General features: G+C 71.5%; 25 protein-coding genes. All 25 read right to left on the reverse strand.

The window, feature by feature from the left end:
* Positions 1 to 280 precede the first annotated feature (280 nt).
* The 25 genes from lgt to pyrR all read right to left on the reverse strand — a co-directional run bounded on the left by lgt (position 281) and on the right by pyrR (position 25,613).
* Positions 281 to 1,282 (reverse strand): prolipoprotein diacylglyceryl transferase, encoded by a 1,002-nt coding sequence (gene lgt / locus SJY14_RS09570; protein ID WP_071253379.1) that lies wholly within the window; start codon positions 1,280 to 1,282, stop codon positions 281 to 283.
* 85 nt (positions 1,283 to 1,367) lie between these two features.
* On the reverse strand, positions 1,368 to 2,183 hold the full coding sequence (gene trpA, locus SJY14_RS09575) for a tryptophan synthase subunit alpha (RefSeq protein WP_083396034.1): 816 nt from the start codon (positions 2,181 to 2,183) through the stop codon (positions 1,368 to 1,370).
* Entirely contained in the window at positions 2,180 to 3,388 is a 1,209-nt protein-coding gene (trpB, locus tag SJY14_RS09580) for a tryptophan synthase subunit beta (RefSeq protein ID WP_056045283.1), read from the reverse strand. Before trpB ends, trpA begins: the two co-directional genes overlap by 4 nt.
* 2 nt (positions 3,389 to 3,390) lie before the next feature.
* A complete protein-coding gene (gene trpC / locus SJY14_RS09585; protein WP_071253380.1) occupies positions 3,391 to 4,164 on the reverse strand; it encodes an indole-3-glycerol phosphate synthase TrpC in 774 nt (257 codons plus the stop codon).
* On the reverse strand, positions 4,165 to 4,443 hold the full coding sequence (locus tag SJY14_RS09590; protein WP_043592886.1) for a DUF6704 family protein: 279 nt from the start codon (positions 4,441 to 4,443) through the stop codon (positions 4,165 to 4,167). It abuts the gene before it with no gap.
* 81 nt (positions 4,444 to 4,524) lie between these two features.
* Positions 4,525 to 5,169: a Trp biosynthesis-associated membrane protein gene (locus tag SJY14_RS09595; protein WP_396598774.1), complete on the reverse strand. Its 645-nt coding sequence runs from the start codon at positions 5,167 to 5,169 to the stop codon at positions 4,525 to 4,527.
* On the reverse strand, positions 5,169 to 6,701 hold the full coding sequence (locus SJY14_RS09600) for an anthranilate synthase component I (RefSeq protein ID WP_369825250.1): 1,533 nt from the start codon (positions 6,699 to 6,701) through the stop codon (positions 5,169 to 5,171). The genes SJY14_RS09595 and SJY14_RS09600 overlap by 1 nt, the downstream gene beginning before the upstream one ends.
* Positions 6,694 to 7,110, reverse strand: coding sequence for a phosphoribosyl-AMP cyclohydrolase (hisI, locus tag SJY14_RS09605; protein ID WP_396598775.1), 417 nt, complete (start codon positions 7,108 to 7,110; stop codon positions 6,694 to 6,696). The genes SJY14_RS09600 and hisI overlap by 8 nt, the downstream gene beginning before the upstream one ends.
* A gap of 77 nt (positions 7,111 to 7,187) precedes the next feature.
* Positions 7,188 to 7,994 (reverse strand): imidazole glycerol phosphate synthase subunit HisF, encoded by an 807-nt coding sequence (gene hisF / locus SJY14_RS09610; RefSeq protein WP_071253385.1) that lies wholly within the window; start codon positions 7,992 to 7,994, stop codon positions 7,188 to 7,190.
* A 2-nt stretch (positions 7,995 to 7,996) separates the two neighbouring features.
* Positions 7,997 to 8,836 (reverse strand): ATP phosphoribosyltransferase, encoded by an 840-nt coding sequence (gene hisG / locus SJY14_RS09615; protein ID WP_054146064.1) that lies wholly within the window; start codon positions 8,834 to 8,836, stop codon positions 7,997 to 7,999.
* Positions 8,837 to 8,900: 64 nt separating this feature from the next.
* Positions 8,901 to 9,164: a phosphoribosyl-ATP diphosphatase gene (locus tag SJY14_RS09620; protein WP_043592769.1), complete on the reverse strand. Its 264-nt coding sequence runs from the start codon at positions 9,162 to 9,164 to the stop codon at positions 8,901 to 8,903.
* A complete protein-coding gene (gene rpe / locus SJY14_RS09625) occupies positions 9,161 to 9,826 on the reverse strand; it encodes a ribulose-phosphate 3-epimerase (RefSeq protein ID WP_396598776.1) in 666 nt (221 codons plus the stop codon). The genes SJY14_RS09620 and rpe overlap by 4 nt, the downstream gene beginning before the upstream one ends.
* A 9-nt stretch (positions 9,827 to 9,835) precedes the next feature.
* Positions 9,836 to 11,206 (reverse strand): RsmB/NOP family class I SAM-dependent RNA methyltransferase, encoded by a 1,371-nt coding sequence (locus SJY14_RS09630; RefSeq protein ID WP_396598777.1) that lies wholly within the window; start codon positions 11,204 to 11,206, stop codon positions 9,836 to 9,838.
* Positions 11,203 to 12,186, reverse strand: a complete 984-nt coding sequence (fmt, locus tag SJY14_RS09635) for a methionyl-tRNA formyltransferase (protein WP_071253391.1) — start codon at positions 12,184 to 12,186, stop codon at positions 11,203 to 11,205. The genes SJY14_RS09630 and fmt overlap by 4 nt, the downstream gene beginning before the upstream one ends.
* Before the next feature lie 15 nt (positions 12,187 to 12,201).
* A complete protein-coding gene (locus SJY14_RS09640; RefSeq protein WP_255364099.1) occupies positions 12,202 to 14,277 on the reverse strand; it encodes a primosomal protein N' in 2,076 nt (691 codons plus the stop codon).
* Between the two features lie 2 nt (positions 14,278 to 14,279).
* The gene (gene metK / locus SJY14_RS09645; protein ID WP_043592879.1) at positions 14,280 to 15,506 is read right to left on the reverse strand and encodes a methionine adenosyltransferase; all 1,227 of its coding nucleotides are present in this window, start codon (positions 15,504 to 15,506) and stop codon (positions 14,280 to 14,282) included.
* Positions 15,507 to 15,632: 126 nt separating this feature from the next.
* Positions 15,633 to 15,899, reverse strand: coding sequence for a DNA-directed RNA polymerase subunit omega (gene rpoZ / locus SJY14_RS09650; protein WP_043592764.1), 267 nt, complete (start codon positions 15,897 to 15,899; stop codon positions 15,633 to 15,635).
* 77 nt (positions 15,900 to 15,976) lie between these two features.
* Positions 15,977 to 16,891, reverse strand: coding sequence for a guanylate kinase (gene gmk, locus SJY14_RS09655; protein ID WP_055972721.1), 915 nt, complete (start codon positions 16,889 to 16,891; stop codon positions 15,977 to 15,979).
* Positions 16,879 to 17,733: an orotidine-5'-phosphate decarboxylase gene (pyrF, locus tag SJY14_RS09660; RefSeq protein WP_396598778.1), complete on the reverse strand. Its 855-nt coding sequence runs from the start codon at positions 17,731 to 17,733 to the stop codon at positions 16,879 to 16,881. The genes gmk and pyrF overlap by 13 nt, the downstream gene beginning before the upstream one ends.
* Complete coding sequence (carB, locus tag SJY14_RS09665; RefSeq protein ID WP_396598779.1) at positions 17,730 to 21,005, reverse strand: carbamoyl-phosphate synthase large subunit; 3,276 nt, start codon at positions 21,003 to 21,005, stop codon at positions 17,730 to 17,732. The genes pyrF and carB overlap by 4 nt, the downstream gene beginning before the upstream one ends.
* The gene (carA, locus tag SJY14_RS09670) at positions 21,005 to 22,189 is read right to left on the reverse strand and encodes a glutamine-hydrolyzing carbamoyl-phosphate synthase small subunit (RefSeq protein ID WP_071253397.1); all 1,185 of its coding nucleotides are present in this window, start codon (positions 22,187 to 22,189) and stop codon (positions 21,005 to 21,007) included. Before carA ends, carB begins: the two co-directional genes overlap by 1 nt.
* Positions 22,182 to 22,703, reverse strand: coding sequence for a hypothetical protein (locus tag SJY14_RS09675; RefSeq protein WP_071253399.1), 522 nt, complete (start codon positions 22,701 to 22,703; stop codon positions 22,182 to 22,184). The genes carA and SJY14_RS09675 overlap by 8 nt, the downstream gene beginning before the upstream one ends.
* Entirely contained in the window at positions 22,700 to 24,070 is a 1,371-nt protein-coding gene (locus tag SJY14_RS09680; RefSeq protein ID WP_396598780.1) for a dihydroorotase, read from the reverse strand. The genes SJY14_RS09675 and SJY14_RS09680 overlap by 4 nt, the downstream gene beginning before the upstream one ends.
* Positions 24,067 to 25,023 (reverse strand): aspartate carbamoyltransferase catalytic subunit, encoded by a 957-nt coding sequence (locus SJY14_RS09685; RefSeq protein WP_396598781.1) that lies wholly within the window; start codon positions 25,021 to 25,023, stop codon positions 24,067 to 24,069. Before SJY14_RS09685 ends, SJY14_RS09680 begins: the two co-directional genes overlap by 4 nt.
* On the reverse strand, positions 25,020 to 25,613 hold the full coding sequence (pyrR, locus tag SJY14_RS09690) for a bifunctional pyr operon transcriptional regulator/uracil phosphoribosyltransferase PyrR (RefSeq protein WP_083396035.1): 594 nt from the start codon (positions 25,611 to 25,613) through the stop codon (positions 25,020 to 25,022). The genes SJY14_RS09685 and pyrR overlap by 4 nt, the downstream gene beginning before the upstream one ends.
* Between the last annotated feature and the right edge of the window lie 25 nt (positions 25,614 to 25,638).

Raw genomic sequence — 25,638 nt, forward strand, 5'->3', positions numbered from 1 at the left:
TCCTCACGAAGAGATCCGACAGGGGGCGGGACGACGTCGGCCCGAGGTGCCTCGCGGGACCGCGGTCTGTGGGCGGCCCCGATTCGGCGGGAGAGGTCGGCTCGTGGCGACCGTGTGCGTGCACGCCGGCGGGAGGGGCCGACTGCGCTCGATCTTACGAGGCGCGGGTGCGTGCACAGAACCGTGTCGCGGGCGGATCGTTCGCACCGGGATGGGGTGGAGAGGATCGGGCGCCACGACGGTGGGGCGCCGGGCCCGCGGTCGTCGTGGAGTGGACGACCTAGGGACGCGGTGAGCGATCGGTGTTGTCGTCCGATGCGCCGACGGTGACCAACTCGGGTTCGTCGTTCTCCGTGTACGTGTCGTCGGAGTCTACAGCAGACGCCCGCTCGCTCGGTGCGCGACCGGGCACGTAGGGGCCGGGGACGGTGCCGGTGTGCCGACGTGCGGCGACGACGAAGAGGACGATGCCGAGGACGACGGCGAAGAAGCTCATCCAGACGTTCGTCCGGATGCCGAAGAAGAGCAGGCTGGGATCGGTGCGGATCGACTCGAACCAGGCCCGGCCGATGCCGTACCAGACCAGGTAGAAGGCGAGCGACCGGCCCCACTGCATCGGGGCCTTCTTCTCGAGGAGCAGCAGGAGCGCGACCCCGGCGAGCATCCAAACGATCTCGTACAGGAACGTGGGGTGGAAGAGCGTGCCCTCGGGCAGGCCGGTCGGGTAGGCGGCGTTCGTCGACTCGATCTCGAGGCCCCAGGGCAGGTCGGTCGGCATGCCGAAGAGCTCGTGGTTGAACCAGTTGCCGAGGCGTCCGAAGGCCTGCGCGACGAGCAGTCCGGGGGCGAGGGCGTCGGCGAACACCGTGAACCGCAGACCGGTGAAGCGGCAGCCGAGCCAGACGCCCACGGCACCCAACAGGAGAGCTCCGTAGATGGCGAGGCCGCCCTCCCACACGAACAGGACGTGGATGTACTGGTCGGGCGACGAGAAGTAGTCCGCCGGGTGGGTGATGACGTGGAAGAGGCGTCCCCCCGCGATGCCGAAGACCACGGCCCAGATGGCCACGTCGATGACGATGCCCTTCTCGGCCCCCTGCCGGTTGAGGCGGTGGTTCGTGATGATGACCGCCGCGACGATGCCGACGAGGATGCAGATGGCGTAGGCGTGGATGCGCAGCGAACCGGGCAGCGAAGCCCCGAAGGTCGAGTTCAGCCAGGCGGTGACGTCGAAGTACTGCCAGGCGGCCGACGGGCTCGGGATGCTCAGGGGAACGAACACGGGCGTGGTGCCTTTCGGAGGGGTGCGGAGCGTCGGTCACCCGACGGGTGACGACTCTAGCGCGAGGGCGTCGGACCCGAGAGGGTCAGGAGGCGGACGGGGCCGCGCCGGACGAGAGGTCGGCGGAGACCTCGGCGAGGCGTTCGACCCCGCCGTCGGCGAGTGCCCGGACGAAGGCCGAACCGATGATGGCGCCGTCGGCGTACTCGAGTACTTCGCGGACCTGCTGGGCGGTGGAGATGCCGAGACCCACGCAGGCGTTCTCGACGCCCACCTCGCGGAGTCGGGCGACGAGGGTGCTGGCCGCTGCGTCGACGTCGGTGCGGGCACCGGTGATGCCCATCGTCGAGACGGTGTAGACGAAGCCGCGACTGCTCGCGACGGCCTGGCGGAGGCGCGATTCGCTGGACGACGGAGCGGCCAGGAACACCCGGTCGAGGTCCGCGGCCAGGGCGGCGGCCATCCACGCGTCGGCCTCGTCGGGGATCAGGTCGGGGGTGATGAGCCCCGCGCCGCCCGCAGCTGCGAGATCGTCGGCGAAACGCTGGACGCCGTACTGCTCGACCGGGTTCCAGTAGGTCATCGGGATGACGGGGGCGTCGACGCGCGAGGTGATCTCGCGGATCGCCGTGAAGACGTCGCGCACGCGGAACCCTTCGGCGAGGGATCGCTGCGTCGCGGCCTGGATCACCGGCCCGTCCATCACCGGGTCGGAGTACGGGATGCCCAGCTCGATGACGTCGATGCCGTTCTCGGCCATCGCCACCGCGGCCTCGATGCTCGTGTCGAGGTCGGGGAACCCGACGGGCAGGTAACCGACGACGGCACCGCTCCCGGCGTCGCGCCGAGCCCGGATGGCGTCGCCGACCTTGCTCGTTCCGTCGTGGATCGCGGCGGTCACAGCTGCTGCGCCTTCTCGTCGAGGACGCCGAAGTACCGGCTCGCGGTCGAGACGTCCTTGTCGCCACGCCCGCTGAGAGAGACCAGGATCGTCCAGTCGGGGTGCTCGAGGCCGAGCTTGATCGTGCCCGCCAGGGCGTGTGCCGACTCGATGGCCGGCATGATGCCCTCGGTCTGCGAGAGCAGACGGAAAGCCTGCATGGCCTCGTCGTCGGTGATCGGCTGGTACTCGGCTCGACCCGACTCGGACAGCCAGGCGTGCTCCGGGCCGACGCTCGGGTAGTCGAGACCTGCGGAGATGGAGTGGCTCTCGAGGGTCTGACCGTCCTCGTCCTGCATGAGGTAGGACTTGGTGCCCTGGAGGTTGCCGATGCGGCCCAGCGTGATCGAGGCCGCGTGACGGCCCGTCTCGACGCCGTCGCCGCCGGCCTCGAAGCCGAAGAGCCGGACAGAGGGATCGTCGAGGAATGCGTGGAAGATGCCCATCGCGTTCGAGCCGCCGCCGACGCAGGCCGTGACGGCGTCGGGCAGCGCACCGGTCAGGTCGAGGACCTGCTGGCGGGCCTCTTCGCCGATGATCTTGTGGAAGTCGCGCACCATGGCGGGGAAGGGGTGCGGGCCGGCAACCGTGCCCAGCACGTAGTGCGTGGTGTCGACGCTGGAGACCCAGTCGCGCATGGCGTCGTTGATGGCGTCCTTGAGGGTGCGAGAACCGGTCGTGACCGAGACGACCTCGGCCCCGAGCAGGCGCATCCGTGCGACGTTGAGAGCCTGGCGCTCGGTGTCGACCTGCCCCATGTAGACGACGCACTCCATGCCGAAGAGCGCGGCCGCGGTGGCCGTGGCGACGCCGTGCTGACCCGCCCCGGTCTCGGCGATCAGACGGGTCTTGCCGAGTTTGCGGGCGAGCAGGGCCTGCCCGAGCACGTTGTTGATCTTGTGCGACCCCGTGTGGTTGAGGTCTTCACGTTTCAGGATGATGCGGGCGCCGCCCGCGTGCTGAGCGAATCGCGGCACCTCGGTGATGATCGACGGCCGACCCGTGTAGGTGGCGTGCAGAGCCGTCAGCTCGGCGGCGAACTCGGGGTCGACGGCGGCGGCCTTGTAGGCCGCGTCGAGCTCGTCGAGAGCGGCCACGAGGGACTCGGGCACGAAGCGCCCACCGAACGAGCCGAAGTACGGTCCCGTCTCGTCGCGTAATGCCATGGTCAGACCTCCAGGAAGCGGGTGATGGCGTCGGCGGGGTCGCCGTGGGTCACGAGGGCTTCGCCCACGAGCACGACGTCGGCACCCGAGCGACGGTAGTGGGCGACGTCGTCGGGAGACGAGACGGCCGACTCGGCGACGCGGGTGACGCCCGCCGGGATCGAGTCGGACAGGCGACCGAAGAGGTCACGGTCGAGTTCGAAGGTCGTCAGATCGCGAGCGTTGACGCCGAGGACGGTGGCGCCGGCATCGAGGCCTCGCGACACCTCGTCGGCCGAGTGCGCCTCGATCAGTGCCGTCATGCCCAGCTGCCGCACGAGGTCGTGCAACTCGACGAGACGGGGCTGCTCGAGCCCGGCCACGATCAGCAGGACGAGGTCGGCACCGGCCGCCCTCGCCTCGAAGACCTGGTAAGCGTCGGCGATGAAGTCCTTGCGGAGGACGGGGACGTCGACGGCGGCACGGACCGCTTCGAGATCGGCGAGGGAGCCTTTGAACTTGCGGCCCTCGGTGAGGACGCTGATCGCGCTCGCTCCCCCGGCCGCGTACGACAGGGCCAACGACGCCGGATCGGCGATGGTCGAGAGGTGGCCTCGGGACGGGCTCGCCCGCTTGACCTCGGCGATGACCTTGACGCGCTCGGCCGGGGCGAGTGCGGCGCGGGCGTCGAGGGCGGGCTCGCGCGAGAGGGCCGCCGCCTCGATGGCGGCGAACGAAAGGGACTCACGGCGTGCTGCGGCGTCGGCCACGGCACCCGCGTACAGGTCGTCGAGCACCTAGTTGTGGGCCTTCGGCACGTAGCGGTGGCCGCCGACGCCGTAACCGGCCTTCTTGAGCACGAGACCCACGACGAGTCCGACGACGACCAGGCCGGCGGAAGCCCAGACGATCCACGGGACGTCGAGGAAGAACGCCAGGGTGCCGATGGCGAAGCCGACCAGCATGATGACGACGGCGGTCCAGGCCGCGGGCGAGTTGCCGTGCCCGAGGTCGTCGGCCGTCTCGGTGTCGCGGCCCTTCGAGCCGGAGTCGACCTTCGCCGGGGCGTTCTTCAGGGGCGCGTCGCCACCGGAGGGGGTGCTCGTCGTGTTCGTGCTCACAGTGCTCCTTGGATCAGGTCGGTACGGGGGCCGAGTCTACCGGGTACGGCCCGGCTCGGTGGGGCTCGACCCGCCCTCGTCGGGGCGCGAGGGGGCGTGGGTCGGGTCGTCGCCGCCGGAGAGCGCGTCCCAGGCGGCCGCGGGATCGGCCGCGGGATCCGCGGCGACGAGTCGCGTCGCGGAGTACTTCCGGGTGGCCTGGGGCCAGGCGCCCGCGAGGAGCACGGTGGCGACGCCGAGGAGCGCGGCCAGCACGCCGGCCACCAGCCCGAGCCAGGGCCAGGCCGTCGGCTCGACCGACGAGACGATGCCCCGGATCGAGTCGGTGCCGTCGACGCCCGTGGCGGTCGTCACGGCGCTGCCCGAGGCGCGCACGGGGTCGGCCAGGGCCGTCGCCGTCGTGACGACGACGCTGACTCCCAGCGCCACCTGCAGCACCCCCAGGACGACGCGGAACACCCGACCGGCGATGGTGAGCGCACCGAAGAGTGCCAGGCTGGCCAGCGAGAGGGCGGACAGCGGCGCACCGGCGACGTCGCCGGCGACGGCGAGGGGCAGGTCTCCACCCTGGGGTGACGCGACGACGACGTGGAACCAGTCCTGCGTCCAGGACAGCAGGGCGAGCCCCGCGAGCAGGATGCCCGCCAGGATCGTCGTGAGCTTGAGGCGACGAGCGGGCATCAGTGGAGCCGTGTCATGGCGTTGGCGACCGCGACGGCACGCAAGGGGGCCGCGGCCTTGTTGCGCGCCTCCTGGTTCTCGGCGACCGGGTCGCTGTCGGCGACGAGTCCGGCGCCGGCCTGGACGCGGGCCACGCCGTCCTGCAGGAGGACGGTGCGGATCGCGATCGCGACGTCGGCCGAGCCGGCGAAGTCGAAGTAACCGACGACTCCCCCGTAGACGCCGCGCTGGGCCGGCTCGAGCTCGTCGATGATCTCGAGGGCCCGGGGTTTAGGGGCACCCGACAGCGTCCCGGCCGGGAAGGTGGCCCGGAACGCGTCGATGGCGTCCTTGCCGGGGGCCAGGTCGCCCTCGACGCTGGACACGAGGTGCATGATGTGGCTGAACCGTTCGACCTGCATGAACTCGGTGACCTCGACGGTGCCGGGCGTGCACACCTTGAGCAGGTCGTTGCGGGCCAGGTCGACCAGCATGAGGTGCTCGGCGCGTTCTTTCTCGTCCGAGGCGAGCTCGTCGGCGTAGCGCTGGTCCTCGTCGGGCGACGCGCCCCGGGGCTTCGATCCGGCGATGGGATGCGTGTAGGCCCGCCGTCCGTCGACCTTGACCAGCGCCTCGGGCGACGAGCCGACGATGGTGTACGGACGGCCCCGCACGTCGTCGAGCGTCACCAGGTACATGTACGGGCTCGGGTTGAGCGTCCGCAGCACCCGGTAGACGTCGAGCGGTTGGGCCGTGACCTCGTGGTCGAAGCGCTGGGAGATGACGACCTGGAAGACGTCGCCGTCGTGGATGAACTGCTTCGACCGCTGGATGGCGTGCGCGTACTCGTCGTCGGTCGAGCGTCGGGTGGGCGTGGCCTCGATCGTCAGGTCGACGTCGGACAGAAAGGCCTCGCTCGGGGCCGCGAGGCGGGACTGTAGGTCGTCGAGTCGCGACTGCGCGTCGGCCCACAGGACGTCGGGCTCGTCGGTGCCGTCGTTTAACGCGGTCGCGACGAGCAGGACGGCCCCCGTGCGGTGGTCGAGTGCCACGAGCTCGGAGACGAAGCTGAGCGCCTGCGAGGGCACCGTGAACTCGGCCGGCGGCACGTCGGGCAGGTGCTCGAGCTCGCGCACGGCCTCCCAGCCGATGAAACCGACCAGGCCGCCGGTGAGAGGCGGCATTCCGTCGATGCGCGGGGTGGCCCACCGGTGGTGCAGGGCGGAGAGCACCTCGAGCGGGCGGCCCGTGGCGTCGCCCAGGGCCCGCTCGCGGTCGATGCCGTAGTCGATCCAACGGGCTTCGCCGCCGTCCGTGGTGAGCACCCCGAAGGACGAGACGCCCACGAAGGACCACCGGGACCAGATGCCGCCCTGGGCCGCCGACTCGAGCAGGAAGCTGCCCGGCCGGCCGTCCGCCAGCTTGCGGTACACCCCGACCGGGGTCTCGCCGTCGGCGAAGAGGTCGCGCACGACCGGCACGACCCGATGGCCGGCCAGCCGCGCGTCGAACTGGGCCCGGGTGGTCGAGGTGCGGATCGGGGCGTCAGCCACGGAGGCCTCCGGTGGGGTCGGTGTCGCCGGACGGCCGGGACGAGGAGGCGGTGGCCGGCTCGAGCGGGTCGACCTCGAAACAGGAGTGGGAACCCGTGTGGCAGGCCGCGCCGATCTGCTCGACGGTGACGAGCAGCACGTCGTCGTCGCAGTCGAGGGCGGCGGCGCGGACGAACTGCGCGTGACCGGACGTGTCGCCCTTCCGCCAGTACTCCTGACGAGACCGGGACCAGAAGGTGACACGCCCCTCGGTGAGCGTGCGGCGGAGCGCCTCGGCGTCCATCCAGCCCATCATGAGCACGTCCTTCGTGCCCTCTTGCTGAATGATGGCGGGCAGCAGGCCCGACGCGTCGAACCGGGCACGGGCGACGACGGGCTCGACCGTCTCACGCGTCAGCTGGTCGGTCATGGTGAGCTCCTCGGTGCGGTGCGGTGCGGTGCGGGGTCGCGTGGTCGGGTGCGGTCTCTGCGGAGTGACGGCCCGCCTCAGCGGACGATCGCCCCGGACCGAGCCAGCTCGTCCTTGACCTGGCCGACGGTGAGTTCGCCGTTGTGGAAGACCGACGCGGCGAGCACGGCATCGGCACCCGCCTCGATGGCGGGGGCGAAGTGCTCGAGTCGACCCGCGCCTCCGGACGCGACGACCGGCACCCGGCTCAGCTCGCGCATGGCGCGGACGAGTTCGAGGTCGAAGCCCTGCTTGGTGCCGTCGGCGTCGATCGAGTTGACGAGCAGTTCGCCCGCTCCGCGTTCGATGGCCTCACGGGCCCAGGCGAGCGCGTCGAGGGTCGTCTCGGTGCGGCCACCGTGGGTCGTGACGACGAAGCCCGACGGGGTGCCGGTGGACCGCTTGACGTCGAGCGAGAGGACGACCGCCTGTGCCCCGAAGCGGTCGGCGATCTCGCCGATGAGGTCGGGCCGGGCGATGGCGGCGCTGTTCACGCCGATCTTGTCGGCCCCGGCCGCCTGCAGCCGCGCGACGTCGTCGGTGGTGCGAACGCCGCCACCGACCGTCAACGGGATGAAGACCTGCTCGGCCGTCGCCCGGACGACGTCGTAGGTGGTCGACCGTTCGTCGACCGTGGCCGTGACGTCGAGGAAGGTGATCTCGTCGGCGCCCTGCTCGTAATAGGTACGGGCCAGCTCGACCGGGTCGCCCGCGTCTCGCAGGTCGAGGAAGTTGACGCCCTTGACCACGCGTCCTGCGGCCACGTCGAGGCACGGGATGACCCGGACGGCGAGGGACGCGTCCGCAGCGGCTGCGCCGGTGGCGACCGAGTCGTCGGCGGCCACGGCTACAGCCTCGCGGCGTGGATCGGGCTGACCAGGATGGCCCGGGCACCGAGGTCGTAGAGCGCGTCCATGACCTGGTTCGTGTCGGACCGCGGGACCATCACGCGCACGGCGGCCCAGTCGCGATCGTGCAGCGGGGAGACGGTCGGCGACTCCATGCCGCCGGCGACGGCGGTCGCGGCGTCGAGCTTGGCGACCGGGACGTCGTAGTCCATCAGGACGTACTGCCGGGCCACGAGCACGCCTTGCAGGCGTCGGTGGAGGACCGCCAGGCCGTCGACCTCGGCATCGGACGAGATGAGGACGGCGGTCGACTCGAGGATGACCGGCCCGAAGATCTCGAGCCCCGCCGCACGCAGGGTGGCACCGGTCGAGACGACGTCGGCGACGGCGTCGGCGACGCCCAGCTGCACCGCGCTCTCGACGGCGCCGTCGAGCGGCACGAGGGTCGCCGTGACGCCGTGGCTCTCGAGGAAGGAGCCGACGAGGCCGGCGTAGCTGGTCGCGACCCGGGTGCCCTGCAGTTGGCGCAGATCGGCGAAACGGCCGGGAGGACCCGCGAAGCGGAAGGTCGAGCCACCGAAGTCGAGGGGTGCGACCTCGTGGGCCGGCGAGTGCGAGTCGAGCAGCAGGTCGCGGCCCGTGATGCCCACGTCGAGCGCGCCCGACCCCACGTAGGTCGCGATGTCGCGCGGACGGAGGTAGAAGAACTCGACGCCGTTGCGCGGGTCTTCGACGTGCAGGGTCTTGGGGTCTCGGCGACCGGTGTAGCCGGCCTCGGCGAGCATGGCGGAGGCGGTCTCGCTGAGCGATCCCTTGTTGGGCACTGCGACGCGGAGCATGGGGTTCTCTGTCTGCTGGGGTGCCGCGCGAGCGGCGTGACGAACGGGGGTGACGGAGGCCGACTCAGAGATGCCGGTAGACGTCGGCCGGGGTGATGCCCTTGGCGATCATCATGACCTGCAGGTGGTAGAGCAGCTGGGAGATCTCTTCGGCGGTCGCGACGTCGCCCTCGTACTCGGCGGCCATCCAGACCTCGGCGGCCTCTTCGACGATCTTCTTGCCGATCTGGTGCACGCCGGCGTCGAGTTCGGCCACGGTGCCCGACCCCTCGGGCCGGTCGCGGGCCTTGTCGCTGAGCTCGAGGTACAGGTCGTCGAAGGATTTCACGACGTCAAGGCTACCGTCGCGGCGGCCGCCCGGAGTGCAGCGATGTTGTCGACGGGCGACCCGCCGTAGACGGCGGACCCCGCGACCACCGTGTCGGCACCGTTCTCGACGGCGGTGACGATCGTCTCGGTCGTGATGCCGCCGTCGACCTCGAGCCAGACGTCGAGCCCGGAGGCGCGCACGGCGTCGCGGGCGCGGGCCAGCTTGGTCATCGTCTCGGGCATGAAGGACTGGCCACCGAAGCCCGGCTCGACGGTCATGACGAGGATCATGTCGTACGCGTCGAGGGTCTGGAGGTAGGGCTCGAGGTCGGTGCCCGGCTTGACCGCGACGGAGGCGCGGGCCCCGTTGCTGCGGATGGCGCGTGCCGTCGACACGGGGTCGACCGCGGCCTCGGCGGAGAAGGTCACCGAGAAGGCGCCCGTCTCGGCGTAGCGAGGCGCCCAGCGGTCGGCGTCGTCGATCATGAGGTGCAGGTCGAGCGGCACCGGGCTGACCTCGCCGAGACGCTGCACGACGGGCAGACCGAGGGTCAGGTTGGGCACGAAGTGGCCGTCCATGACGTCGACGTGCACGAGGTCGGCGGTCGAGATGCGCTGCAGGTCGCGCTCGAGGTTGGCGAAGTCGGCCGAGAGGATGCTGGGGCTGATGCGGATCGACACGGGACGAGCCTACCGTCCGGCGCGTTTCTCGATCAGGGCGACGAACATGGCGTCGGTGCCGTGACGGTGAGGCCAGAGCTGGACGAACGGTGCCGACGCCAGGTCGACGGACCGGCCGGCGATGCGCTCGACGCCCGCCGTCGCGTCGAGCAGCACGAGGTCGTCGTCGCGGCCCCGGAGCCCCGCCTCGACGACGCCGCGGGTCTCGGCCGTGTGCGGCGAGCAGGTCACGTACGCGAGGACTCCCCCGGGCGCGAGCGCGTCCAGTGCGCTGGCGAACAGGCGCGTCTGCAGGGCCGTGAGCTGTCCGACGTCGGCCGGCTGCTTGCGCCACCGGGCCTCGGGCCGCCGCCGCAGGGCCCCGAGGCCGGTGCAGGGCGCGTCGAGCAGGATGCGGTCGAAGCCTCCGGGCTGTTCCGCCCCGAAGCGGGTGGCATCACCCTCGAGCACCTCGACGTCGCCGGGGACGGCCTCGAGGGCCTGTCGGACGAGACCCGCCCGGGCCGGGACGAGCTCGTTGGCGACGAGGTGGGCGCCTGCCCGGGCCGCCTCGGCGCCCAGCAGGGCGGCCTTGCCGCCGGGGCCCGCGCACATGTCGAGCCAGCGTTCTCCGGGCTCGGCGGGCCGGTGGCGGCTGAGCAGCAGTGCCGCGAGCTGTGAACCTTCGTCCTGCACGCGGGCGCGCCCCTCGCGGACGGCCGTCTGTTGGGCCGGGTCTCCCCCGCCGCTCGTCGCGGCGAGCGGCGAGAGGCGCCCGCTCGGGGCACCGAGCTCGGAGACCTCGGCGAGCCCGGGCAGCGCGACGAGGCTGACCTTCGGGGCGTCGTTGTCGGCCGACAGCAGGTCGACGAGTTCGCCCTCGCGGCCCTCGGCGGCCAGTGAGCGACGGAACGCCCGCACCACCCAGGCGGGGTGCGACCACTCCGCCGCCAGACGGTCGTCGTCACCGGTCGTGCCGGCCAGGACGCGATCGCGCCACTCGTCGGGCGTCGACCGGGAGATGGTGCGGAGCACCCCGTTCACGAAGCCCGTGCCCGACCGGCTGCCCACCTGACGCGCGAGCTCGACGCTCTCGTCGACGGCTGCATGGACCGCCACCCGCGTCGAGAGCAGCTGGTGCGTGCCGAGCCTGAGGACGTCGAGGAGCGCCGGGTCGATCGCGTCGGTGCCTCGGCGGGCGGCCAGCGCGATCACGCGGTCGTAGTAGCCCCGGAGGCGCAGGGTGCCGTAGGTGAGTTCGGTCGCGAGCCCCGCGTCCTGTGCTCCGAGACGGGCCCGGACGATGCGTTGCGGCAGCAGGAGGTTCGCGTAGGCGTCGTCCTGCTCGACGGCCCGGAGGACGTCGAGGGCGACCTGGCGGGCGGGCTGGACTCGGCTCATGAGGCGCTCTCCGTGTCGGTGGAGGTGTCGGTGTCGGCCCGGGCGGCCGCGGTGGGCGGGGTCACGCGGCGCTCGACCCCGCCGGGCAGCCCTCGCCACCAGTCGGCCGCCGACATCTCTTTCTTGCCCGCCGGTTGCACCCGGACGAGCTCGACGGGCGAGGAGGCGGTGCCCATCAGCACACGGCGGCCCCGGGACTCGAGGCGACCGGCCTCGAGAGGTGGCTCGTCGACCGACGTCACCCGCGCCTCCGTGATCTTGAGGACCGTGCCGTCGAGGTCGACGCGCGCACCGGGCTCGGGCGTCACGCCGCGGAAACGGTCGATCAGCTCGGCCGCCGGACGCGAGACGTCGAGGACGCCGTCGGCAAGGGTCAGCTTGGGGGCGAGCGTGACCTCGCCGGTCTGGGCCGTCGACACGGCCGTGCCGTCGGCGAGGCGGGCGACGACGTCGACCAGCAGGTCGGACCCTGACTGCGCGAGTTCGGCGAGGAGCACCCCCGCGGTCTCGGTGCCGTCGAGACGGCGTTCGAGGGTGCCGTAGACGTCGCCCGCGTCTAGCTCGGGGACGAGCTGGAACACCGCCGCGCCCGTGACGACGTCGCCCGCCATGAGCGACCGCTGGACGGGGGCCGCACCGCGCCAGGCGGGCAGCAGGGAGAAGTGCAGGTTGACCCAGCCGAGGCGGGGCGCACCGAGCAGGGGCTCACGCAGCAGGGCGCCGTAAGCCACGACGATTCCGAGGTCGGGATCGAGCGCCGAGAGCTCGGCCGTGACCTCGGGTGTGATGTGTCGGGCCTTCACGACGCGGAGACCGAGGCGGTCGGCCTCGACGGCGACGGGCGTCGGGGTCAGGACGCGTCGGCGTCCCTGGGGGGTGTCGTCGCGGGTCAGCACGGCGACGACCTCGTGAGGGCCGTCGGCGAGGGCGGTGAGCGAGGGCACGGCAGCGGCGGGGCTGCCGGCGAAGACGAGGCGCATGGGGTTCCTGGCGGGTCAGTCGGCGAACGGCTCGACGTCGTCGAACCGCACTCTGAGTGTAGGGACGGCGCGTGCGCGCTTCTGACCGAGCGCCTTGCGTCGGTCCGTCGCCGCACGGATGACCTGGGAGCGGAGGGCCTGGGCCACGTCGTGGCCCCGCCAGTAGTCGAAGCGGACGATCGCGCGGACCCCGGCGGACTCGACGTCCACCGGGCCGAGGGTCTCGGAACGGACCTCGTCGGGCAGGTCGTCGAGCGCACGCGCGACGGTGTCGACCGTGCCGGTCACGGTGGCCACGCGGACGGCCGGCGGGAAGCGCAGGACGCGGCGATCGGCGAGCTCGGCGGAGACGAACCGGGCGAGCTCCCAGGTGGCGAGGGCGGAGGCGATGGCGCCGCCCACCCCGACCAGCACGACCGGGGCCCGTCGTGCGGCCAGGGCCGTGGCGTTGGCCCACCAGCGGAGGCAGTCCTCGGCGACGCGGAGGCTCTCGCGCGCGAGCATGCGTTCGCCGTCGAGCAGCAGGACGGCCCGGTAGCCACCCGGGGCGACCGGCTCGGCCCCGCGGGTCGCGACGACGATGGCCGGGTCGGCGTCGACGTGGGTCAGGGCCCGGGTGCCGTCCGACACGATGATGCGGACCCCGGGGAACGCCTTGCCGAGCTCGTCGGCCGTCCGCGAGGCACCGGTGCCGACGGCCCTCATGCGCGTGCCTTCACAGGTGCGGCAGTGCCACGAGACGGCCAGGGCGCCGCACCAGGCGCAGGCCGGGGTCGCCCCGCGCTCGCGCTGCTGGAGCGGGCCGTTGCAGCGCAGGCAGCGCGCCGTGTCACCGCAGTCGACGCAGGCCAGACGAGGCGAGTAACCCGGCGAGGCGACCTGGATCAGCACCGGTCCGTGCTCGACCGCGGCCCGGGCCTCGGCGTAGGCCGAGGAGGGGATGCGGGCCTGCGCCGCGAAGCCGTCCGTGGCCGCCTGACGCACGGTCGGCACGACCCGGGGCTGGTAGCGCGGGTCCGGGCGCACCTCGGCCAGGAAGCCGATCTCGACGAGGCGCTGGACGTCGGTGCTGCGGGAGTGGCCGAGGAACACCAGGGCGGTGTCTTGCTGGGCCTGTCGGAGCAGAGCGGTGTCACGGGCGTGCACGTAGGGGGCGAGCGGCTCGCCGAAGGACGGGTCGCCGTCGTCGAACACCACGACGACCCCGAGCCTGGCCGAGGGCGCGAGCAGGACGGAGCGGTTGCCGACCACGACCACGGGCTCGTCGCCCCGGGCACGGAGCAGCGCACGGTACCGGTCGGCGTTGGACTGCCGGGAGTCGAGCCGCACGACGCGGTCGGGCGGGAGGACGGCCGTGAGGGCCTGGAGGACGTGCTCTTCGTCACGGTAGTCGGGGACGGCGACCACGGCGTTCTCGCCTGCGGCGACGGCGACCGCGGCGAGCTGGGCGGCCGTCAGCGCCCAGTGACCCACCCAGGCTCCGTCGGGCAACTCGACCAGCAAGGGCACGGCGTCGACCGCTGCGCGACCACGGGCAGCGACGAGCCCGGCGAGGTCGGCCGACCGGTAACCCACGACGACCGGGACGGGATCGTGGTCCCCGACGGGCGGCGCGGCGTCCGCGGGTGGGGGCGTGGCGTCCGCGGGTGGCCGCGTGGGGTCGGCGGGTTCCGGTGACGGCGAGGACGGGTTCTCGGCGGCGGCCAGGTACGCCTTCTCGACCCGGACCTGACGCGGAGGGACCGCGAGCCTCACGACGTCGCTGGCCGATCCGCCGGCCCGGTCGGCCACGGCACGCGCCAGGCGCCACACCTCGGGTGCCAGGACCGACACGGCCGACACGACGTCCTCGATCTCGGAGAGGTCACCGCCGTGCTCGGACGACGACGCGACCTCGACGACGAATCCGTCGGCGATGCGTCCGGCCGAGCGGAGGGGGACCTTGACGCGGATGCCCGGGGCGATCTGGTCGCGCAGCCGCTCGGGCACGGCGTAGTCGAACAACCGGTCGAGCTGCGGCAGGGGCGATTCGACCATCACCCGGACGACGCGCGGGCCGCCCTCGACGAGCGCATCGGCGACCCCCGCCACGATCAAAGCCCGGCGGCGGCCCGGAGGGCGTCGACGCGGTCGAGCGCCTCCCAGGTGAAGTCGGGCAGGTCGCGACCGAAGTGGCCGTAGGTCGACGTCGCCGAGTAGATCGGCCGGAGCAGGTCGAGGTCGCGGATGATCGCCGCCGGGCGGAGGTCAAACACCGTCTCGATGGCGGCCGTGATCACGTCGTCGCCGACGTGCCCCGTGCCGAAGGTCTCGACGTAGAGGCCGACGGGTGCGGCCCGCCCGATCGCGTAGGCCACCTGGAGTTCGAGCCGGTCGGCGAGGCCCGCGGCGACGGCGTTCTTGGCCACCCAGCGCATGGCGTAAGCGGCGGAGCGATCGACCTTCGAGGGGTCCTTGCCCGAGAATGCACCACCGCCGTGACGGCTCGCGCCGCCGTAGGTGTCGACGATGATCTTGCGACCGGTGAGGCCGGCGTCCCCTTGTGGGCCCCCGATCTCGAACCTGCCGGTCGGGTTGATGATGAACCGCGTGTCGGCGGACGAGAGCCCGGCCTCGTCGAGGACGGGGCGGATGACGTGCTCGATGACGTCGGACTCGAGCTGTTCGCTCGAGACCGCGGGTGAGTGCTGGGTCGACAGGACGACCGTGTCGACCGTCTTGGGCACGACCCCGTCGTAACCGACCGTCACCTGGGTCTTGCCGTCGGGCCGGAGGTAGTCGAGGGTGCCCGACTTGCGCACGGCCGCGAGACGCTCGGCCAGCCGGTGGGCGAGCCAGACCGGAAGCGGCATGAACTGGGGCGTCTCGTTGGTGGCGTAGCCGAACATGATGCCTTGGTCGCCCGCACCCTGACGGTTGAGCAGATCGTCGTCGCCGCCACGCGCCTCCAGGGCGGTGTCGACGCCCTGGGCGATGTCGGGAGACTGCGACCCGATCGAGACCTCGACGCCGCAGGTGCGCCCGTCGAAGCTCACGGCGGACGAGTCGTAGCCGATGCCCACGATGAGGTCGCGCACGATCGTCGGGATGTCGACGTAGCCCTTGGTGGTGACCTCGCCGGCGACGTGCACGAGCCCCGTGGTGACCATCGTCTCGACCGCGACCCTGCTGGCGGGGTCGACCGCGAGCAGCGCGTCGAGGATGCCGTCCGAGATCTGGTCGCAGATCTTGTCGGGGTGGCCCTCGGTGACCGACTCGGACGTGAACAGTCGCAGGGAGGTCGATGCGGTCGTGGCGGGGTCGGTCGTCGTGTCGGTCAGGCTCACGGTGTTCCTCTGGGTGTCGATCGGGGTGCGGACGCGATGAGGCCCCGCGGGATGGACTCCCGGGGGCCTCGTCAGATGATAGGACCGACCACCGTCAGAGAGGCTGGTCGTGTCGCCGCGCTACTCGGCGGGAGCCGCGAGCGGCTTCACCTCGAGCTTGTCCTCGTTGATCTCGTGCATGGCGACCGACAGGGGCTTGTCGTCGATCGAGCTGTCGACGAGGGGGCCGACGTTGTCGAAGAGGCTGCCCTCGTGCAGGTCGGCGTAGTAGTCGTTGATCTGACGGGCGCGCTTGGAGGCGAAGATGACGAGTGCGTACTTCGACTCGACCTTCGACAGCAGCTCGTCGATGGGGGGATCGATGATGCCCTGGTTCTTGTCGGCCATTGGTTGCTCCTCGTGTCGATGGGGGTCGGTGCCGACACCGCTCGGGACGAGCGTGGGCACCAAGATCGGGGCGCGGGTCACGCGCGGGTGCGGCCCGGTTCGGGCGCAGTCATCAATTCTACGACCTCACGGGCCGCTTCGGCCACGTCGTGGTTCACGACACGCGCGTCGAACTCGTCCTGGGCGGCCAGCTCGACCTTCGCCGTCTCGAGTCGACGCTGCTGTTCGGCGGCGTCCTCGGTGCCTCGACCGATGAGTCGACGAACCAGTTCGTCCCAGGTCGGGGGCAGCAGAAAGACGAGCACGGCCTCGGGCATCGCGGCCCGGACGAGTCGGGCGCCCTGCAGGTCGATCTCGAGCAGCACGCTGCGCCCCTCGTTCAACGCCGCGTCCAGTGGGGGGCGAGGCGTGCCGTAGCGGTAGGAGTTGTGGACCGTGGCGTACTCGAGCAGTTCGCGGTCACGGATCATGCGGTCGAACTCGGCGTCGTCCACGAAGTAGTAGTGGACCCCGTCGACCTCGCCGGGTCGCGGGGCACGGGTCGTCGCGGACACGCTGAGGTGCACGTCGGGATAGTTCTCGCGGATGTACGTCGAGACGGTGCCCTTGCCCACGGCCGTGGGACCGGCCAGGACGACCAACCGGGACCGGAGGCGCCCCTTGGCCTCGCGGACGGCGAGCCAGTCGCCGAGGATGCGGCGTTGCCTGACCCCGAGCCCGCCGACCCGTTTCGACTCGGCGATGCCGAGTTCGGTCATGATGCGGGCGACGCGGGTCGGGCCGATCCCCGGGATGCTCGTGAGCAGCTCACGGACCCTGAGCGACCCCTCGGGGCTCGTGGGTTCGCCGGCCCAGGCGGCCTCGGCGACGTCGAGGGCGCTCCGGGTCCGCGAGGCGACGGCGTTCTTCACGGCGGCGCGACCACGTCGTGCGGCCACGGCGGCGCGGGCCGCCGCGGCACGGTCGACGGGGGGCGGGGTCAGACGAGGCACGAACGCACCTCGTCGGCATCACGACGGACCGCGTCGGCGAACCCCGCCGGACCCGCCGAGAGGAGGGCACGGGAGGCGGAGACCAGCACGGCGCCGGCGGCAGGGCCGAAGAGTCGGGGGAGGTCGGCATAGGACGCGCCCTGGTGGCCGAACCCCGGGGCGAGCACCGGCGTCGTCGTCAGCCGGGCGGCGTCGATGCCGTAGTCGTCGAGGTCGACGGTCGCGCCGAGCACGAGGCCGACGCTGCCGAACGGGGCGTCGCCCGCCGTCTGGTTGTCATGGAGCACGTCGTCGACGATACCGCTCGCGACGGTCCCCTCCCCGCCGTGGGCGTCGGTCCGCACGGCCGTCTGGGTCGCCAACGCCTCGACGTTGGACGTCGCGGCCAACACGAACACGCCTGAGCCGACGGCCCGTGCCCGCGTCACGAGCCCGGTCATGGACTCGAAGCCGAGATAGGGCGAGACGGTCAGCGCGTCGACCCGCAACGGCGACGACTCGTCGAACCAGGCGTCACCGTAGCCGTCCATCGTCGAGCCGATGTCGCCCCGCTTGGCGTCACCGATCTGCAGCAGGCCCCGCTCGCGTCCGGCCTCGAGGACGTCCTCGAGGGCTGCGAACCCCGCAGAGCCCCAGCGCTCGAAGAACGCGACCTGCGGCTTGACGATCGAGGCCGAGCCGACCAGGCCGTCGACGACGCGCAGGCCGAACTCGCGCACTCCCGAGGCGTCGGCAGAGAGACCCCACTGGTCCAGGAGATAGGGGTGGGGGTCGATGCCGACGCAGAGCGGACCGGTCGCGGCGAACGCCGCCGCGAGCCGGTCGCCGAACGACGAGCTCACCGTCGGGCCGCCCGGGCGAGACCGTAGTCCTGCAGGCTCGTGACCTCGAGGTCGCTCTGCACGGCCTCGATCGAGGCGACTGCCGCTCCGAGCTGCGCGATGGTCGTGAAGAGGGCCTTGTCGGCCGCCACGGTCGCCGCGCGGATCTCGTAGCCGTCGGCTCGGGCGCTCGACCCGCTCGGGGTGTTGATCACGATGTCGACCTCGTCGGCGTTGATCAGGTCGACGACCGAGTGGCCCCCGTCGCTGAACTTGTCGACGGTGTCCGCGTGGATGCCGTTGCGCACGAGGACGGTGGCCGTCCCCTCGGTCGCCAGGATGCGGAACCCGAGTTGCTGGAGGCGCAGCACCGGCAAGACGATCGCCCGCTTGTCGCGGTCGGCGACGCTCACGAAGACGGTGCCCGACGTCGGCAGTCCACCGTAGGCGGCCGTCTGGCTCTTCGCGAACGCCCGGGGGAAGTCGCGGTCGATGCCCATGACCTCACCGGTCGAGCGCATCTCGGGGCTGAGGACGCTGTCGACGACCTGCCCCTCTTTCGTGCGGAACCGCTTGAAGGGCAGCACGGCCTCCTTCACCGAGATCGGCGAGTCGAGCGGGACGTCCGAGCCGTCCTGCTCGGGAAGCAGGCCGCCCTCCACCAGGTCTCGCACGCTGTGCCCGACCATGATCAGCGAAGCCGCCTTGGCCAGCGGGATGCCCAACGCCTTCGAGACGAAGGGCACCGTCCGGCTCGCCCGCGGGTTGGCCTCGATGACGTAGAGCACTCCGGCCGCGATCGCGAACTGCACGTTCAGCAGACCGGACACGCCGATGCCCTTCGCGATGGCGAGGGTCGCGTCGCGGACGCGGTCGATCTCGCCCTTCCCGAGGGTGACGGGCGGCAGGGTGCAGCTGGAGTCGCCGGAGTGGATGCCGGCCTCCTCGATGTGCTCCATGATACCGCCGACGTAGAGCTCGGTGCCGTCGTAGAGCGCGTCGACGTCGATCTCGACGGCGTCGTCCAGGAAGCGGTCGACCAGCAAGGGCGCCTCGGGGCCGATGATGGCCTGGTCCGCGACCCGCTCGAAGTAGTCGGCGAGCGAAGGACTGTCGTAGACGATCTCCATGCCGCGGCCGCCGAGGACGTACGACGGCCGCACCAGCACCGGGTAACCGATCTCCTCGGCGACGGCGACCGCGCTGTCGTAGTCGGTCGCCGTGCCGTTGCGCGGTGCGAGCAGACCGGCGGCGTCGAGGATGCCCTGGAAGAGGCCTCGTTCTTCGGCCGAGTCGATCGCGTCGGGTGTCGTGCCGAGGATGGGCACGCCGGCCGCTTCGAGCCCCTTGGACAGGCCGAGCGCCGTCTGGCCGCCGAGTTGCACGACGACGCCGACGAGTTCACCGCTGGCGCTCTCGGCGTGGACGACCTCGAGGACGTCCTCGAGGGTGAGCGGCTCGAAGTACAACCGATCGCTCGTGTCGTAGTCGGTCGAGACCGTCTCGGGGTTGCAGTTGATCATGATCGTCTCGAAGCCGGCGTCGCTCAGGGCGAAGCTCGCGTGGACGCACGAGTAGTCGAACTCGACGCCCTGCCCGATGCGGTTCGGTCCCGAGCCGAGGATGATCACCTTGCGGCGGTCGCTGGCCACGACCTCGGTCTCGGTGTCGTAGCTCGAGTAGTGGTACGGCGTCAGAGCGGGGAACTCCCCCGCGCAGGTGTCGACGGTCTTGAAGACGGGGCGCACGTCGAGGGCGTGGCGGTGATCGCGCACCTGCTGCTCGGAGAGGCCGCGCAACTGGCCGATCTGGTCGTCGCTGAAGCCGTGGTCCTTGGCCAGCACGAGGGTGTCGGCGTCGAGCTCGGCGGCCGAGGCGACCTGCTCGGCGACCTCGTTGATCAACACGATCTGGTCGATGAACCAGGGGTCGATCTTCGTGGCGTCGAAGACCTGCTCGGCGGTGGCACCGGCCCGCAGGGCCTGCTGCACGGTGACGATGCGGCCGTCGGTGGGCGTCGACGACAACGCGAGCAGCGCCTCCTGGTCTCCGGGCTCACCCTGCCAGTGGAAGCTCGACCCGCGCTTCTCGAGCGACCGGAGCGACTTCTGCAGCGCCTGCGTGAAGTTGCGGCCGAGGGCCATCGCCTCGCCCACGCTTTTCATCGTCGTGGTCAACGTCGTGTCGGCCGCCGGGAACTTCTCGAACGCGAACCGGGGCACCTTGACGACGACGTAGTCGAGCGTCGGTTCGAAGGAGGCGGGGGTCACCTTCGTGATGTCGTTCGGGATCTCGTCGAGACGGTACCCGAGGGCCAGCTTCGCCGCGATCTTCGCGATCGGGAAGCCGGTCGCCTTGGACGCGAGGGCGCTGGAGCGCGACACGCGGGGGTTCATCTCGATGACGATGACACGGCCGTCCGCGGGGTCCACCGCGAACTGGATGTTGCAGCCGCCCGTGTCGACACCGACGCGACGGATGATGTCGATGCTGATGTCGCGCAGGTTCTGGTACTCGCGGTCGGTCAGGGTGAGCGCCGGTGCGACGGTGATCGAGTCGCCGGTGTGGACGCCGACCGGGTCGACGTTCTCGATCGAGCAGACCACGACCGTGTTGTCGGCCGTGTCGCGCATCATCTCGAGCTCGTACTCTTTCCAGCCGAGGATGCTCTCTTCGAGCAGGACCTCGGTGGTGGGGCTCTGGTGCAGGCCGTCGGTGACCATGCGGACGAGTTCGTCGCGGGTGTAGGCGAAGCCCGACCCGAGCCCGCCCATGGTGAACGAGGGACGGATGACCAGGGGGTACCCGAGGTCCTCGGCGTACTCGACGGCCTGGTCGACGGTCGTGGCGATGTGCGACTTGGCGACGTCGGCACCGGACTCGAGCACGAGCTTCTTGAAGAGCTGGCGGTCCTCGCCCTTCTGGATGGCCTCGACCTTCGCGCCGATCAGCTCGACGCCGTGCTTGGCGAGGATGCCCTCCTCGTCGAGCTTGATCGCCGCGTTCAGGGCCGTCTGCCCGCCGAGGGTCGGCAGGATCGCGTCGGGGCGCTCCTTCACGATGATCGCCTCGAGCACCTCGGAGGTGATGGGCTCGATGTACGTCGCGTCGGCGAAGTCGGGGTCGGTCATGATCGTGGCCGGGTTCGGGTTCACGAGGATGACCCGGACGCCTTCTTCGCGCAGTACGCGGCAGGCCTGGGTGCCCGAGTAGTCGAACTCGGCCGCCTGGCCGATGACGATCGGCCCGGAGCCGATCACGAGGACGGAGTTGATGTCGTCACGCTTGGGCATCAGTTGCTGCTTTCGATGTCGGAGCCGAAGTCGACGGCCTGGCCGTTCTTGCGGGCGACGACCGCCTCACGGAAGCGGTCGAAGAGGTGGTTGCTGTCGTGGGGGCCCGCGGCGGCCTCGGGGTGGTATTGCACCGAGAACGCGGGGATGTCGAGGGCACGGAGGCCCTCGACGACCTGGTCGTTCAGGCTGTAGTGGCTCACCTCCACCCGGCCGAAGCCGGCCGGCGAGTCGAGGACGCCGTCGATCGGCGCGTCGACCGCGAACCCGTGGTTCTGGCTGGTGATCTCGACCTTGTTCGTCGTCTTGTCGAGCACGGGCTGGTTGATGCCGCGGTGACCGAAGGGCAGCTTGTACGTGCCGAAGCCCAGGGCCCGGCCGAACAGCTGGTTGCCGAAGCAGATGCCGAAGTACGGCAGACCGTCGCGCAGGGCGCCCTGGAGCAGCTCGACCTGCGAGTCGCTCGCCGCCGGATCACCGGGGCCGTTCGAGTAGAAGAGGGCGTCGGGGGCGAGGGCGCGGAGCTCGTCGAGGGTCGTGGACTGCGGCAGCACGTGGACCTCGAAGCCGCGCTGCGCGAGGTAGCGCAGCGTCGAGGTCTTCACGCCCAGGTCGAGGACGGCAACGGATCCGATGCGGTCGCCCTCGGCCTGCAGCACGTACGGCTCGACCGTCGACACCTGACTCGAGAGGTTGAGGCCGCGCATGTCGGCCCCGGCGGTGACGAGGGCGAGCTGCTCATCGGGGTCGAGCCCGGCGTCGGGCCCGCTGAAGACCCCGCCCTTCATCGAACCCACCTCGCGCAGACGGCGGGTCACGGCGCGGGTGTCGATGCCGCGGATGCCGACGATGCCGTCGGCGACGAGCTGGTCGTCGAGGCTGCCCTGTGCGCGGTGGTTCGAGACCACGCGGCTCGCGTCCCGGACGACGTATCCGGCGACCCAGATGCGGCGCGACTCGGGGTCGGTGTCGTTCACGCCCGTGTTGCCGATGTGCGGGGCGGTCATGACGACGATCTGCCCGGCGTACGAGGGGTCGGTGAGGGTCTCCTGGTAGCCGGTCATGCCGGTCGCGAAGACGACCTCGCCGAGGGTGCGTCCGACGGCGCCGTAGGCGCGACCCGTGTACCGGGTGCCGTCGGCGAGGACCAGCACGGCCCTGTCGGTGGTGGAGGCGTCAGTCAATGGTCTTCTCCTTGGTGGTGCCGGCCCCGGGGGCCGTGGGGACGAGGGTGCGGATCGCCGCGACGACGGGGGTCGGGTCGTCGGTGAAGCGCAGGTAGGTGTCGAGGTCGACGTCGCCGAGGCGCCAGCCGACGAGCACGAGGCCGTCGCGCTCGACGACGCGGTCGATGGTCCAGGTCGCGCGGTCGACGCCCCGCATCGAGGAGGCGCGGATCAGCACGGCGGGTTCGCCCGCGATCTCGAGGCGCACGCCCTCGGCGTGGACGGACACGATCGCCCGACCGCGGAAGCCGAGGCCGTGGACGACGACGCGGTCGAGCGGGTCGCCGCCTCGTGACGTCGCGACGTAGAGGGCGTCGACCGCCACGACGGGGTCCGACAGGTCGTCGGGCGCCCGGTCGGGCGCGGGGATGTCGGACTGACGGCGCCCGCGTGCACGCCAGGACCGGGCCATCAGGCCGATCAGCAGCCCGACGCCGACGAGGATCAGGGCAGCGATGATCCACTGGCTCATCGGGCGGACGTCCCGTCGGTGGCGGCGAGGGCGGCGGCGCTGTCGACGAGTCGGGCCGCGTGGGCGACGACCTCGCTGTCGACGACGTGGCCGTCGACCACGGTCGCGTAGCCCTGGTGGAAGGTCGCCCGCACCTGACCGGGCAGGACGCGTCCGAGGTAGGGCGAGTTGCGGCTCTTGCCCGCGAGGTGCTCGGTCGAGAACGTGCGGGTCACCTCTCGATCGTAGAGCGTGAGCTCGGCGGGCTCGCCCACGGCGAGGGGGCGCCCGTGCCCGGCCACCTGGCCGATGGCGGCCGGGGTGAGCGACATCACCCGGGCCACGTCGGCCCAGCCCACCAGACCCGTGTCGACCATGGTGTGGTGCACGACCGAGAGGGCGGATTCGAGACCGACCATGCCGTTGGCGGCGGCATCCCATTCGCAGCACTTCGCCTCTGAGGTGTGCGGGGCGTGGTCGGTGGCCACGATGTCGATCGTGCCGTCGGCCAGCGCGCCACGCAGCGCGTCGACGTCTTCCGAGCGTCGCAGCGGTGGATTGACCTTGTAGCGCGAGTCGTAGCCCGACACGAGGTCCTCGGTCAGCAGCAGGTGGTGCGGGGTGACCTCGGCCGTGACCTCGATGCCGCGCGACTTGGCCCAGCGGATGACCTCGACGCTGCCCGCGGTCGAGACGTGGCAGACGTGCAGTCGGGCGCCGACGTGGTCGGCGAGGAGCACGTCGCGGGCGATGATCGCCTCTTCGGCGACCGCGGGCCAACCGCCCAGGCCGAGCTCGGCCGACAGTGCGCCCTCGTTCATCTGGGCGCCCTCGGTGAGCCGGGGCTCCTGGGCGTGTTGGGCGAGGACTCCCCCGAAGCCCTTGATGTACTCGAGGGCCCGACGCATCAGCAGCGGGTCGGCCACGCAGGACCCGTCGTCGGAGAAGACCCGGACGGTGGCACGGGAGCGGGCCATGGCTCCGATCTCGGAGAGGTGGGTGCCCTTCAACCCCTGGCTGACGGCACCGATCGGGCGGACGGTCACGAAGCCGGCGCGCTCCCCCAGGGCCTGCACCTGTTCGACGACTCCCGCGGTGTCGGCCACGGGCGACGAGTTCGCCATGGCGTTGACGGCGGTGTACCCGCCGGCGGCCGCGGCGCGCGAGCCGGTCAGCACGGTCTCGCTGCCCTCGCCCCCGGGCTCGCGCAGGTGGGTGTGCAGGTCGACGAGGCCGGGCAGAAGGAGCAGGCCGTCGGCGTCGGTGACCGTCGCGCCGGCGGCGGTCAGACCGGTGCCGAGCTCGACGACGACGCCGTCGCGGACGACGACGTCCGTCCGGCTGCCGTCGACGGTCTCGGCGCCCCGGATGAGGTGGGTGGTGGTCACGATGCGTCCTCTCGGTCGCCGGCGAGGGTGAGGTAGAGCACGGCCATGCGGACGGCCACGCCGTTGGTGACCTGCTCGCGGACGGTCGAGCGCGGCGAGTCGGCGGCCTCGTCGCTGATCTCGAGACCGCGGTTCATCGGGCCGGGGTGCATGACGAGCGTCGACTCGGGCAGCGACCGGAACCGCATCGCGCCGAGACCCCAGGACCGGGCGTACTCGCGCGGGTTCGGGAAGAACGCGTCGTTCATGCGCTCCTGTTGGATGCGCAGCATCATGACGACGTCCGGTCGGACCTCGGCCAGGGCCTCGTCGAGGTCGTATCGGACGTCGACGCCGAAGCGGCTGACGTCCACCGGGATCAACGTGGGAGGCGCGACCACCGTCACGTGGGCACCGAGCGTCCGCAGCAGCCACGCGTTGGACCGGGCGACCCGGGAGTGCAGGATGTCGCCGACGATCATCACCTCGACGCCGTCGAGGTCGCGCTCTCGGCTCGCCGCCCCGTGGACGCGACGACGGATCGTGAAGGCGTCGAGCAACGCCTGCGTGGGGTGCTCGTGGGTGCCGTCACCCGCGTTGACGATGCCGGCGTCGACCCAGCCGCTGTCGGCGAGCACGCGTGGAGCACCGCTCGACGGATGGCGGATCACGATGCCGTCCGCCCCCATGGCGGCGAGGGTCTGGGCCGTGTCCTTCAGGGACTCGCCCTTCGAGACGCTCGATCCCTTCGCCGCGAAGTTGATGACGTCCGCACTGAGACGCTTGGCGGCGGCCTCGAACGAGATGCGCGTGCGGGTGCTGTCCTCGTAGAACAGGTTGACGACCGTGATGCCGCGGAGCGTCGGAAGCTTGCGCACCTCGCGGGTGGCGACGTCGGCCATGTCCTCCGCGACGTCGAGGACGCGGATCGCCTCGTCACGCGAGAGATCGGCGGTGCTGAGCAGGTGCCTCACCGGTTCGCCCCCGGGGTGGTGACGGGCGCGGGGTCGGGACCCGCGCCTCCTGCGGTCGTGCCGTCGTCGATGGCGACGAGTTCGTCGTCGTCGACGCCGTGCAGTCGCACGAAGATGCGCTCGACGGTCGAGGTGGGCAGGTTCTTGCCCACGAAGTCCGCGCGGATCGGGAGCTCGCGATGCCCCCGATCGACGAGGACGGCGAGGCGGACCGCCCGGGGCCGACCGATCGAGCTCAGCGCGTCCAGCGCGGCACGGATGGTCCGACCCGAGTAGAGGACGTCGTCGACGAGGACGACGGTCTTGCCGTCGATGCCGCCGGAGGGCACCGAGGTGGGGCGGGGCGACCGGGTGGGCTGCCGCCGGAGATCGTCGCGATACATCGTCACGTCGACCGACCCGACGGGCACGGTGCTGCCCGAGATGGACGAGAGGCTCGCGGCGAGGCGGTCGGCGAGCACGACGCCGCGCGTCGGGATGCCCAGGACGACCAGGTCGTCGGCGCCCTTGTTGGACTCGAGGATCTCGTGCGAGATGCGCGTGAGGGCACGCGCGATGTCAGCCTGACTCAGCACGGTACGGGTGCTCAATCGGACCTCCTTCCCCGCCTCTCGG

This window comes from Frigoribacterium sp. R86507 (genome assembly GCF_044597695.1).
Lineage (GTDB): Bacteria > Actinomycetota > Actinomycetes > Actinomycetales > Microbacteriaceae > Frigoribacterium.